The following is an 11,991-nucleotide window of genomic DNA, read 5'->3' as shown; positions in this document are numbered from 1 at the left end:
CCGGTTCGGCACTACCGAGAACGCAAACTTGGGGCCGCCGAATGGATGTCGTCATGGTCGGAGATGATGGTGGCTTTAGATGGATGGTGTGCGTAGCGCCAGAGAGTCCGCTTTTGGCCGCATCCTGCCCTCGCGCTTGAATTCCTAGCGCGGGGTGCAGGAGCGACCGCCAAGGCTCACTCATTGCCATGGGTGTGTTCCGTGTTTCCCGACGCGCCGCACGATGTGCATGGCGGCCCTGCCAACGACCAGGCCCAGCATCGTCAGTGGAAGCATGAAGAGAACGGACAGAAACGCCAGCATCATTGCACCCATCCCAGTCGGCCAATCGACCTGAATTCCCGACTGTGCGGCGACCCAGTGCACGACCCCGCCAGCGGCAGCCAACAAAACGCTCAACAACGCCGCTTTCTGCGAGGCATAGGCGCCGGGCAATACACCGATGACGAAGCCGAAGCAGATAGGCATGAAGAATTGCGTCTGGGTTCGTATGGCGTCGCGTTGCGCTTCCGCCAAGTTCAGCGGACCCAAGGTGCCACTCGCATACCAGAGGCCGCTACCGATTACAAACATGCCAAGCGACACGCAAAGGGTGAAAGCAGTCCGCCGGTAGGTCAACTGCCAAAGGAAGATGCCCAGGCACCGGGTCTGGAGTTCGAATGGGGCCGCGTCCGTGGAATGGCGGTTCGTGCGCAGTTGAAGAAGAAGGCCCGACAGGTAAAGCACAACACCAGCCACGGCGAACAACAAACCAAGGCGCGCCCGCGTGAAAAGAAACGGCAACGTGCTGCCAGCCCCGAAAATCAAGAGCCCAGAAATCTGAAGCAAAGAGCCGGCGTTCTGGATAGGGAATTTCATGTGTTCCTCTAGTCCCGTTCCATGCACGTTAGCGGCCGTGCACGCGCCCTGCATGAAGTCAGTGTGAAGTCTCGAGCAACGAATTCATATTGCAAGGAGCCTTCGGGCGCGCGACGGAGTGACGCGATGTACTTCCGCTCTTGGCCGCGAGCCGCTGATGCTAGCTGCTGCGAACACCGATGACGCACGCGGCCGGTCTAGGTTCGGCGCGTCACAGCCGACGGGCCGCCTCGCTTACCTTTTCACGATCTCCGCTCAACGAATCGCGTGACATCGTTCTCGATCTCGATGGGTGCGGGATCCGCAAGCAGGCTAGAGGCTAGCCACACAACGACTGTCTCGCAGCGCTGAAGTTGCACCGGTCGAGTTGCTAAAGTTCTGCCGGCCGCGGCTGGCAGCACAATGTGAGCTTGGCGGTCACGCCCCGCCATCCCATCAACTCGCAACATTCTTTTCAGGACTGATGTCGATGATCTACGAACTACGCGTCTATACCGCAGTGCCTGGCAGGCTACCCGACGTGCTTGCTAGATTTCGCGATCACACCGTCGGCATCTGGAACCGGCTGGGAATCCGTCAACTCGGATATTGGACGACTGCAGTCGGACCTGACAGCAACGCGCTTACCTACATGCTTGTCTGGGAGAGCCTGGCCGATCGTGAGGTCAAGTGGGGCACGTTTGTCGTCGATCCCGAATGGGTCGAGGTCAGAAAGGCGAGCGAGGCAGCCGGACCGATTGTTGCGAAGATGGACAACTCGTTCTTGGCGCCAACCTCTTTCTCGCCCGCGAAGTAGTGTCGCAGGTCACGAAGGTTGAAGTCTGCTTCTGGCCGACCGTAGCCGTACAAGCTACCCTCTGTGTCAGGTTCCTGACTGCCCGTACCGCTGCCTAGCCCCTTCGGCGTAGAGCTCGGCCCGCAGAGTCTTGTACCTGTGGTGCAGAGTGTGCAGCCAGAATGCACTGCCGACGAGTGCAGCACCTAGAAGCCAAGCGGCACCAGCCGGTGCCGTGCTCCTGTAGCCAAGGGCGGGGAGACCAAGAACCATGGCTGCGAGCAGTAGCCAAAGGACACAGGCGAGCCATTGGAGCCCTCGTGGCGACGGGCTGACCACCTGTCCGGTGCGATGGTCGTACCAACCTCTGAGCGAGCTCATGTCGTCGGGTCGTGCCAACGCAGCCGTAATCGTCATGCCAGAGTCGATGGGTGGCCAGTCCCATGCTTCAAGCCCATAGAACTTCTTGCCAGCAATCTCGAACCCGAAGGTCGAGAACTTGCCCGTCTTGGTTGTCATGCGCCGTTCAACGCCGAAAACGCGGTCGACTTTCACGGTCACGAAATGCATCGGCAAGATTGACCTGGACGGAGACGAAGTAGAAACGAAGCTCGAATGACCGTAGTTGGTCGCATTCTGCCGGAGAGCCGCCCGGTCCAGCAGGCTCGGGCGGCCGACGATGCTTCAGGCGTCTGTCTGCTCCGCCAGCTCCAACGCATCTTCGACCTCGATGCCTAAGTAGCGCACCGTGCTTTCAAGCTTGCTGTGACCACGCAGAAGTTGCACGGTGACCCGGCACCGGGCGGCGAGCCTCCTCTCACGGGTCGGGGCCCACAGACGACATTCGTTCGCCAAGAATCGAGGACGCAAAGCTGCCGTCCGTGGCGGTGATTCACTCCGTCTGCGCTTTTCGTCCTCAGTCGCTCTTGCCAAGATAAAGGCGCATTGAAAGCTGCTGCACCAGGTTACCGTACGGCGGGTAGAACAGGCCGATCGGAAACCATCGCTGCCGCTTGAACACGGACTTGGCATGCGAGAGTTCGCGGAAACCCTCTTCCCCGTGGTAGGTACCCATGCCCGAGTTGCCAGTGCCGCCGAACGGCAGGTCGTGCTGGAAGACGTGCCAGCCCCAGTCGTTGAGCGTCACACCGCCGGCATGGGTCTCCCGTAGAACACGACGCTGCTCGGCGGGGCTCAGGCCAAAGGCGTAGAGCGACAACGGCCGATCGCCACGCCGCACCAGCGCCATGGCATCGTCCAGCCGGTCGTATTCGAGCACCGGCAGGATCGGCCCGAAGATCTCTTCCCGCATCAGCTGCATGCGGTCGTTCACACCGGTCACGACGGTTAGCGCCATCTGGCGGCCGGCGCCCGGGGCGTCGCCGCACGACAGCAGGTTCGCTCCCTTCGCCCGGGCATCGTCGAGCAACTGGCGCAGGCGCGCCGCGTGATGCTCGGTCACGATGCTGGTGTACTCGCGGTTGCCGCCGACGCTCGGGTACAGCTTGCCGAACGCCTCGCGCACCGCGGCGGCGAACTCGTTCGACCAGCCGCGCGGCACCAGCGCGTAGTCCGGTGCGACGCAGATCTGGCCGGCATTGAAAGCCTTGCCGTGCGCGATGCGCAGCGCCGCGTCGCGCAGGTCGGCATCCGGGCCGACGATGGCCGGCGACTTCCCTCCGAGTTCGAGCGTCACCGGCGTCAGGTTGTCGGCCGCCGCACGCATGACCTCACGGCCCACCCGTGGCGATCCCGTGAAGATCAGGTGGTTGAAGGGCAGCGCATTGAAGGCCTGCGCAGCTTCGACCGCGCCGCCGAATACCGCCACCTCGTCCTCGGCAAAGCATTCGCCCAACATCGTTCGCAACAGAGCGGTGGTCCGTGGCGTGAACTCCGAGACCTTGACCATCGCCCGGTTGCCTGCAGCCAGCGCCGCAATCAGCGGGCCGATGGTCAGGTACAGCGGGAAATTCCAGGTGCCGATGATGCCCACCACGCCCTTGGGCTGGTATTCGACCCAGGCGCTGTTGGTCAGGAACAGCAGTTCGGTGCTGCGCCGGCGCGGCTTCATCCACTTGCGCACGTGCGACAAGGCATGCCGGGCTTCCAGGATCGGGCCCATGACCTCGACCAGCTTGGTCTCGGCACCGGCGCGGACCCCGAAATCCGCGTTCACCGCAGCGACGATGTCATTCTGGTGGCGGCGCAGCGCATCGATCAGCCGGCGCAGCTTGGCCTTGCGCGCCGCGAGATCGGGATACGGGGCCGCCTCGAAGGCACTGCGCTGCATGTCGAACAGACGATGCATGCGCTGGATCTCCGCCGCATCGGTGGCGTGGAGGGTGATGGGGATCGGAACAGCATTCATGGTCGGTGATCCAACTTCTCTGCGCGGTTCATGTCGGCCACCTTCTCGCCGATCATGATGCTGGACGCATTGGTATGCAGCAGCGTGCACGGTGTCGCGAGACGGGTCATGGGTCTGCTTCGGGACGGCACTCATGTCTTGCTCACCGCCGTGTCCAGTTCCCGCTTGGCATCCGCGTCGACCTCGGTCTCTGCGTACGCCCGGCCGCCAGGCACCAGGGCCGAGTGGGCACGCCGCGAATGGAACAGGGGATAGAACATCTCCACGAACCAACGCTCCTTGCCAAAGACCAGGTCGTCCTGCAGACCAACCTTGGCGGGATAGCGACGGGTGATCTTGGCCGTGCCGAAGAGCAGGTCCCACACGAAAAGGAGATTGCCGAAGTTGCCCTTGTAGTGACCGATGCCATCGTCGTTGGTCAGCGCGTGATGCGCCCAGTGGGTGGCCGGCGTCGAGATCGTGCGTTCGAGCACCCAGGCGAGGGGGTGCAGCCACTTCACGCGGTAGAGGGGCGCATCCCACGGCACTGCGCTGTGCGCGCCCAGGATCACAGTGAGCTTGACCACGATGTAGACCAGGTAGACATTACCGAAACCAAGGTAGATGAGCACGCCCGAAGCCCACAGGCCCGGCATCATCAGGTAGTAGAAGAAGTTGTTGCGGTAGGTGATGCGGATGCTCATGTAGTGCGCAGTGTGGTGCGCGCGATGCAGCGGCCACAGCAGCGGCGAGTGCGAAATGCGGTGCCACCAGTACTGCGTCATGTCGTCGGCAACCAGCAGGATCGCGCCCATGGCCCACCACGGCAGATGCGCCCACGCGCCGCGCTGCCCGGGCATTGCAAGTTCGCTCAGCTTGCCCGTCACCCCGAAGATGAACGGCTGCGACACCGCCAGCAGCGCGAGGAACATGAACAGTTCCAGCTTCGTGTCGTCGGCGGTGGCATGAAAGTGTTCGTGCTTGCGGGAGCGGATCTCCAGCAGTGCAAAAACGAGAATGATCGTGGCGAGCACGATGTTCTGGACGAGGTTCACCAGGTTGTCTCCTTGGCTTTGATGGGCGGGCCGGGTCCTGTGTCTGAACGCCGGGGCTCTTGGAATGCCGCGATTGTTCCGTCGAACCCGTATTGAGTCCAATGCATAGTCGATCAAGAATCAATGCGCTGCGTGCAATTGCAAATGAAGGAGCGATTCATGGACCTCAAGCGCTGGACACACGTCGTCGCGGTCGCGGACCGGCGAAGCTTCATCCGCGCCGCCGAGCAGGTGCATCTCAGTCAACCGGCCCTGACGCGCAGCATCCAGGCGGCGGAAGCCGAGTTGGGATTGCAGCTCTTCGACCGCGGAACGCAGGAGGTGGGGCTGACGCCCGCCGGCGAGTTCGTCGTCGCGCGCGCTCGGCAGCTGGTGTTCAACAGCCGCTGCCTGGAACGGGACGTCGAGCTCTACCGCAGCCGCGACCTGGGCGACACGGCATTCGGTGCCGGCCCGTTTCCCGCGGCGACCTTCCTGTCGCCGCTGCTGGCGGCGATGCGGTGTGAGTTCCCGGGCATCAGCCTGCGCGTCGAGATCAGCAATTGGCAATTGCTGCTGAAACGCCTGCTCGAGGAAGACATCGAGTTCTTCATTGCCGACACCAGGGACTTGCCTTCGGATCCCAATCTGTATGTCCGTGCCCTGCGTGGCGAGCCGGGAGGCTTGTATGTGCGCGCGGGTCACCCGTTAACCGTACGCAAATCCGTCACGCTGCAGCAGCTCTGGACGCACGGCGTCCTCTCCGTGCGGTTGCCGGCCGAGGTACGCGCAACCCTCTCACGCTTGCTTGGGCTCGGGTCGTCGGCCGAACTCTCGCTGGCGCTCGAGTGCGACGACGTCCAGGTACTGAAAGATGTTGCGCTCGCCTGCGATTCGGTTCTGGCCGTGCCGCATGCCGCCGTTGCACAGGAGGTCGCGGCGGGAAAGCTTTACCCGCTGGAAGTCACGAGCCTGCCGCCCCTCTCATCGGAAATGGGCGTCGTCACGCTGCGTGGCCGTACACCGTCGCCGATGGCCGAGCTCATCATTGGCCGGCTGCCGTCAACGCTCTCCACCGTGCAGGCTGGGACCGCGACGCCTGCAGCCGCCCGTGGCAGACGCAATGGCGCGATCCGTGTGACCAACACGCGCAAGATCATCAGGTAGGGCACGATAGCGAGAACAATCGCGCCGAAGACCGCCGGGCCCGTGTAAGCGGTGCCCAGGCGGCGAAGGAGACCGGAGTTTGCAGGTGAGTACGGACGAGCCCTTGATCGCTAAGCGGACGTTGACCAACTTCCGCTTGTGGCCCGTTGACGCCAGCTATTCATGACGCCTAATCAGCGAGGCGGCAGGAAAATGTTGGGCCACCCACTGAGCCCTCGATTGACGCCGTCGGGACGACCCTCTCAAGGAGGGGATACACGTCCTCGTGCTTATCAGCAGGGACGCCGGCCGCCTTGCGCTGGATCGAGGCGCTGCCCTGAACCCGGCTGCGGGCTGTCGAAATGACATGGGTCGTGGGCAAGAGGCGTGGCCTGTGGGGCAAGAATCTCGAATGAGCGTTGCAGGTGCTCGGGCGCCCCTGCAACCAACCGTCGCCCCAGAGCGATCAGGGCCAAAACTATTGCAGACGCCGCCATGAAATAGAACAGACCATCGAGACCCGCAAGCGCCATGAGGCCCGTGCCGATGAGCGGCCCTGCCACGGAGCCCAGTCCGCTGATGAGGATGAGCTGACCACTTACTGCGACGACTCGATCTCCCGGCATCTGATCGTGGGCGTAGGCGACGCACACCGGATAAATACTGGACATGAAACCACCCAGCAGAGCGGCGACCGGCAGAATCAGTGGCAGGGAATGCGGCAGGCGTACCAGAGCCAGAGCGGAACCGGCGAATCCGAATCCAAGCGCCGCCAGGACCGCGCGCCGATCGAAGCGGTCTGACAGCCGCCCGATCGGGACCTGGAAGACAAGTCCGCCGGTCACGGTCACGAGCATGGCCAATGCGACGGTATCGCGAGAGATGCCTTCGTCCTCCATCCAAGCCGGGACGAGCGCGTAGAAGGCACTGGAGATCAGCCCGTTCGCGACGCAGCCGACGACCGCAATCGGCGCGTCCCGGAAGAGGTGCCCGTAGGCCAGCTTCTCGATCGGCACCACCAGAGGAGGCTCGGCCCGGGTCGTACTCACCATGACCAATGCCAGCGCGAACAGACCGATGATTGCATTGAAGGGTCCAGAATCTTCGAGTTCGATCTGCCCGATCAAGTACTGGCCGGCCGCCAGGGCCAAGAACGTGCCGACCATGTAGATCGAAAAGACACGGCCTCGCGCGGACGCCTGAGCCTTGGCATTGAGCCAGCTCTCTGTCGTCACAAAGACCCCGGCGCAACCGAACCCGATGGTTGCGCGCAAGGCACTCCAGACGTACGGCCCAACCCAGAGCGGCATTGCCGCCGTGGCGGCGACGACCAATCCGGCGAAGGCAGCATAGGCGCGAATGTGGCCGATCCGTTCGATGATCTGCCCGCAACGCAGTGCGCCCAGCGTGAACCCGGCGAAGTAGCTGCTGAGCACCAAACCGTTCAGCCCCGCGCCAAAATCCTGCGTCGTCAACCGCAGGGAGAGAAACGTGGTGAAAAAGCCGTTGGCGAGCTGGATAGCGCTCGTCGCCAGGATGAGCGTACCGATCTGCGCCCGCATCGAACTGATTGACTGCATTCTGTGACTCGCCCGCCTTTCGTTAGCGGTGACGGTATCGCTTTGGCAATGCGTGCGACCGTCGCCTGCGAAGAGCCCTTCACGTTGTCGTAGTGTCGTGGCTGGGCGAGGCGCATGCGTATCGGCATGTACGCCATCGATCCCGGGTCAGCGGCTCGTAGAGCTCCTGCGGCCGCTTTCGGTCGAATTCTGGGCTACCCGTGCGCGCGGCGGTGCGGAGATATTCGGCACGCTTGGTCGAGGCGGGACAGGCGGATGCAGGCGCCGTCAGCACGCAGACTTGGCTGCCCTGATGGGCAAGCTGTCCCGGTGCCGTCGCCATCGCTGTGGACAACGGCCAAGTGCGGATGATGACAACCGCACTTCCAGGCCGCATACTTTGGTAGCAGGTCGGGATGGCTATTGAGGGGGCCGGCACGCGGACCTGTCTCGCATCGAGCACCTGTTGTCGTTGACTTTTGCGAGTATCGGGCTTGCCCGACTGGCCAACGGAGGTGCGATGGTGGTTGGCCATTCTGCCGACTTCGAGGACGCCGTTCAGAAGAACTACCTCGCAGTCAGTTTCGATTCGCTCGGCGCCGACATATTGGCGACCCAGGGAGACCTGATTGTGGCTGCACTCGAAAATGACCCGTGCAACTGAGTCCACGCTCGGCGATGTTCCGGTTGGCATTTCCATCCGGCTCTCCCTTTGCGCGCTGGCTCTCGTGGTCATCAGTGCAAGCGCGGCCGAGCCCGCCGTACGAACGGAGTACGCATTCCGCTGGAACCCTGCCGCTGGCGGCCCAAAGTCCGTTGAGGCGGCGGCAGAGCTTTTGGGCATACGCGACGCCATTCCGCGCGACCTCGAAGTCCGGTATCTGGTCGTGAATCAGCCGTGGAAGATGCCGTCGCGTGCTTTCCAGGCCATGGGTCGTGAACGTAAGACAGAGGACGGCGCCGAGTCGACGTACAAGCTACGAGGACCTTACTCCCAGGAAGCCGCTGCGGCGCTGGCGAAATGGGAATGCCCGTTGACCGGTCCGAAGATCGAGTCGAAGGTTGAGGTGGACATGAACTGGGCACCGAGGAAGGGAGCCGGTAGCACCGTCGAGCAAACAGCAGCCATTTCGGCAAGCTGCACCGTCGCAGTTCCGGCGAGCGTAGCGTTTCCACCTGACTTCGACGTCCAACCGGTGCCCTGCGTCAACGGGGTGCATCGGCTCGAGGCGGAGGGTTGGAAGTTTGAGGAATGGTCCCTCCCAAATGGCTCTCGTCTCGTGGAGGTATCGTATTCCGTCGATGTTGACAGCAAGGCTGCGAGAGCTGAGTTCCAGCACGCGGTATCCAAATTGATGGTTGCAGGAGCTCGGCCGTTGCCCTCCTCCAAAACCGTGCTCGGCAGTAGCTGCGCTCTATCCAAGATGCCGCAGGACTTTGGACCGTAGAGGGCCTAACGGTCGAGGCTGGGGCTGGAATGCGACCGCTCGGTGAGCGATGGACGTTGCGGGCTGATTAGCGCAGTGCGCCGCAACATCGCTTGTATTTGACGCCACTACCACATGGACATGGCTCGTTTCGGCCCACCTTGCTTTGACGCATCAATTGTTCGCGCCGGGAGGTGGCGGGTCTCCCCTCCAGCACAACCATTCCGCCCAACACCATACCGCCTGCCGAAAACGTAGGCCGCTTTGCGCTGTGCGGGTTCTCTCCAATTTAATGCTAGGCACGGTCAGATAAATTCGTCGCTATCTGGACGGCCCCCGTCATGAGGGCGCCCGCGCCAACGCAAAGACCAGGATGAAAAAAGGCCGTTCACCGAGCCGAGCTTGTTCAAGTGATCGTAGCTTCAGGGCCTTCGACCGAATGCGCTGAAGAGTCATCATGTCCGAATCAAATTTACCAGCGATAGGTCGGACCGCCGAGTTCCTGGATGGAGGCGGCGGCGTCGGTGCATTGATGCGCTCACACGACTGGTCGCGGTCGCCGCTCGGCCCGCCGGAATCCTGGCCGCAGGCATTGCAAACGGTCGTCGGGCTCCTTCTTCAATCGCGCTTTCCCATGTTCGTCGCCTGGGGAGACGCGCTCGGCTTCCTCTACAACGACCCGTACTCGGAAATCCTCGGTGCCAAGCATCCTCGCGCCCTGGGCATGCGTTTCCAAGACATCTGGTCTGAGATATGGCCGGACATCAGCCCCCTGATCGACGCCGCGATGGCGGGCCAGGCGATCTATCGCGAGGACCTGCCGCTCATGATGAATCGCAAAGGCTACGACGAACAGACGTGGTTCACTTTCTCCTATTCACCGCTGCGTGATGAGAGCGGCACGATCGCCGGAATGTTTTGTGCAGTCTCGGAGACGACCCGAAGGGTGCTGGCCGAGCGCGGCCTGCGTGACCTCAACGAGACGCTCGAACGTCGGGTGAGCGAAGCGCTCGCACAGCGCAAGCTCCTGGCCGACATCGTGGAAGGCACCAATGCCTTCGTCCAGGTGGCCGATCTCGACTATCGGTGGCTTGCCATCAACCGGGCGGCGGCAGACGAGTTCGAGCGCATTTTCGGCCTTCGGCCCGAGGTCGGCGACAGCATGCTGGAAATGCTCGCTTCGCAGCCCGAGCAGCAGGCCGCTGTCAAACGCGTATGGGGCCGCGCGCTGGGCGGGGAGGAATTCGTGGAGATCGGCGAGTTCGGAGATCCGGCGAGGGATCGCCGGTTCTACGAGATGCGCTACAGCACCTTGCGCGAGGGGAGCGGCGCGCTCGTAGGGGCGTATCAGTTCGTGTATGACGTCACTGAGCGGGTACTAGACCAGGAGCGCCTGCGAAAAGCTCAAGAGGCGCTTCGCCAATCCCAGAAGTTGGAGTCCATCGGGCGGCTGACCGGAGGCGTGGCACACGACTTCAACAACTTGCTGGCCGTGTTCGCAAACGGGTTGCAGTTACTGGAGCGCGACATGACTGCGGAGCAGCGGGAGCGCATCCATGCAGCCATGCGCCGTGCTGTGGCACGGGGAACTGGTTTAACGCACCAGCTACTTGCTTTCACGCGCAGGCAGGCGATCAATCCCGAGTCGATCGACCTTGCGGCCCAGCTCCAGGGCATGCGCGAAATGCTCGAGCACTCGCTGCGGGGGGACATCCGTGTGGAGATGGACTTCGCAGCCGACCTGTGGCCAGTCGAGATCGATGTGGGCGAGTTCGAGTTGGCGATGTTGAATCTGTTCGCTAACGCTCGGGACGCGATGCCCGACGGCGGCGTCATCACCATCGACGCGAGGAACGTCATGAAAGCGGCGGACGAGGGAGTGTCGTCTGCCTGCCTTCAGCTTTCCGTCGCCGATACGGGGAGCGGGATGCCGCCCGAAGTCCTGGAACGTGTGTTCGAGCCCTTCTTCACGACCAAGGAGGTTGGCAAGGGGTCGGGATTGGGGTTGCCGCAGGTCTATGGTTTTGCGCAGCAATCCCGCGGCCAGATCAGGATCGACAGTCGGATTCAGGCCGGCACCACAGTCACCCTGCTATTGCCTCGCTCGCTCAGCAAGCCGGCCCTGCCTGTTGACGCAACGAGCGCGCCGCAAGTTAGTGGCGACGGCAGCGGTCGCCACGTGCTTCTCGTCGAAGATGACGAGGAAGTCGCGGCGTTGACGCGCGAGATGCTGGGTCACTTGGGGTTTGCGGTCATCCACGTAGCAAGCCCGGCAGCTGCGCTGGGCGCGCTGGCCAACGCGCGGAGCATCGACATCGTGTTCTCGGACATCATGATGCCCGGGGGCATGAGCGGCCTCGACCTGGCTCGCGAGATCAGGCGCCGGCGCCCAGAGTTGCCAATCGTGCTGACTACTGGGTATGCCGGAGCAGCAGCCGGTATGAGTAACGCGGAATTCCGCATGCTTCTGAAGCCGTATAGCCTGGAATCGTTGGCCGACGCCCTGAGGGTCAGACCCCGATGAACCGAATCGGGACTTGGTACGCACGGTCGCAGTCGCTCCCTACTGTGGGCGCACTGCGCCTGACGGGCGAGGAGCGGATGAACGCTATGTTGAAGAGGAGCAACTCATGCGACTGAAAATAGCTGCGCCGCACCTTAGCGAGGCCGTGCGCATGGTTGAACAATGCGCTGCCGTCAGAGAGTGGATCTTGCACCGCACGACGAGCGATTTGACGCGCAGATCGGCTTCCGAACGTCGCGCGCCTGGAGATGCGGTCTCGCACCAATCATAGTGACGCCCCAATTGATCGTGAACGCACGTGGACTCCCACGCTGGCAACCG

11 protein-coding genes and 1 pseudogene are annotated in these 11,991 nt (G+C 62.7%); 5 read left to right on the top strand and 7 right to left on the bottom strand.

What is annotated here, in order from left to right; all coding sequences use genetic code 11:
• Positions 1-180 precede the first annotated feature (180 nt).
• Entirely contained in the window at positions 181-858 is a 678-nt protein-coding gene (locus tag QTH90_RS30265; RefSeq protein ID WP_286668283.1) for a hypothetical protein, read from the bottom strand.
• A gap of 469 nt (positions 859-1,327) precedes the next feature.
• On the opposite strand from QTH90_RS30265, the gene QTH90_RS30260 reads away from it, so the two are divergent.
• Positions 1,328-1,654: an NIPSNAP family protein gene (locus QTH90_RS30260; RefSeq protein WP_286668282.1), complete on the top strand. Its 327-nt coding sequence runs from the start codon at positions 1,328-1,330 to the stop codon at positions 1,652-1,654.
• Positions 1,655-1,720: 66 nt separating this feature from the next.
• Here QTH90_RS30260 and QTH90_RS30255 read toward each other — a convergent pair whose 3' ends face one another.
• The 4 genes and pseudogenes from QTH90_RS30255 to QTH90_RS30240 form a co-directional block, all read right to left on the bottom strand.
• A complete protein-coding gene (locus tag QTH90_RS30255; RefSeq protein WP_286668281.1) occupies positions 1,721-2,203 on the bottom strand; it encodes a hypothetical protein in 483 nt (160 codons plus the stop codon).
• A gap of 114 nt (positions 2,204-2,317) precedes the next feature.
• Positions 2,318-2,419, bottom strand: a pseudogene (locus QTH90_RS30250) (integrase); the annotation flags it as partial.
• Between the two features lie 130 nt (positions 2,420-2,549).
• Positions 2,550-4,001 carry a coniferyl aldehyde dehydrogenase gene (locus tag QTH90_RS30245; RefSeq protein WP_286668280.1) on the bottom strand — a complete coding sequence of 484 codons (1,452 nt, stop codon included), beginning with the start codon at positions 3,999-4,001 and terminating at the stop codon, positions 2,550-2,552.
• A 131-nt stretch (positions 4,002-4,132) separates the two neighbouring features.
• The gene (locus tag QTH90_RS30240; protein ID WP_286668284.1) at positions 4,133-5,038 is read right to left on the bottom strand and encodes a sterol desaturase family protein; all 906 of its coding nucleotides are present in this window, start codon (positions 5,036-5,038) and stop codon (positions 4,133-4,135) included.
• 156 nt (positions 5,039-5,194) lie between these two features.
• Here QTH90_RS30240 and QTH90_RS30235 point away from each other — a divergent pair, with 156 nt between their 5' ends.
• A complete protein-coding gene (locus tag QTH90_RS30235; protein WP_286668279.1) occupies positions 5,195-6,181 on the top strand; it encodes a LysR family transcriptional regulator in 987 nt (328 codons plus the stop codon).
• A 272-nt stretch (positions 6,182-6,453) separates the two neighbouring features.
• Here the strand turns inward: QTH90_RS30235 and QTH90_RS30230 are convergent, their stop codons facing one another.
• Positions 6,454-7,740, bottom strand: a complete 1,287-nt coding sequence (locus QTH90_RS30230; RefSeq protein ID WP_286668278.1) for an MFS transporter — start codon at positions 7,738-7,740, stop codon at positions 6,454-6,456.
• A 445-nt stretch (positions 7,741-8,185) separates the two neighbouring features.
• Here QTH90_RS30230 and QTH90_RS30225 point away from each other — a divergent pair, with 445 nt between their 5' ends.
• A complete protein-coding gene (locus QTH90_RS30225; RefSeq protein WP_286668277.1) occupies positions 8,186-8,383 on the top strand; it encodes a hypothetical protein in 198 nt (65 codons plus the stop codon).
• Complete coding sequence (locus QTH90_RS30220; RefSeq protein ID WP_286668276.1) at positions 8,367-9,167, top strand: hypothetical protein; 801 nt, start codon at positions 8,367-8,369, stop codon at positions 9,165-9,167. The genes QTH90_RS30225 and QTH90_RS30220 overlap by 17 nt, the downstream gene beginning before the upstream one ends.
• Positions 9,168-9,234: 67 nt before the next feature.
• Here the strand turns inward: QTH90_RS30220 and QTH90_RS30215 are convergent, their stop codons facing one another.
• Complete coding sequence (locus QTH90_RS30215; protein WP_444814782.1) at positions 9,235-9,321, bottom strand: SEC-C metal-binding domain-containing protein; 87 nt, start codon at positions 9,319-9,321, stop codon at positions 9,235-9,237.
• 282 nt (positions 9,322-9,603) lie between these two features.
• Between QTH90_RS30215 and QTH90_RS30210 the strand changes: the two genes are divergently transcribed.
• The gene (locus tag QTH90_RS30210; RefSeq protein ID WP_286668275.1) at positions 9,604-11,670 is read left to right on the top strand and encodes a PAS domain-containing protein; all 2,067 of its coding nucleotides are present in this window, start codon (positions 9,604-9,606) and stop codon (positions 11,668-11,670) included.
• The last annotated feature ends 321 nt before the right edge of the window (positions 11,671-11,991 follow it).

The sequence above is a fragment of the Variovorax flavidus genome (assembly GCF_030317145.1).
GTDB lineage: Bacteria > Pseudomonadota > Gammaproteobacteria > Burkholderiales > Burkholderiaceae_C > Variovorax > Variovorax flavidus.
Note: the sequence above shows the minus strand (reverse complement) of the source record. Positions and strands in the feature narration are given on the sequence as shown.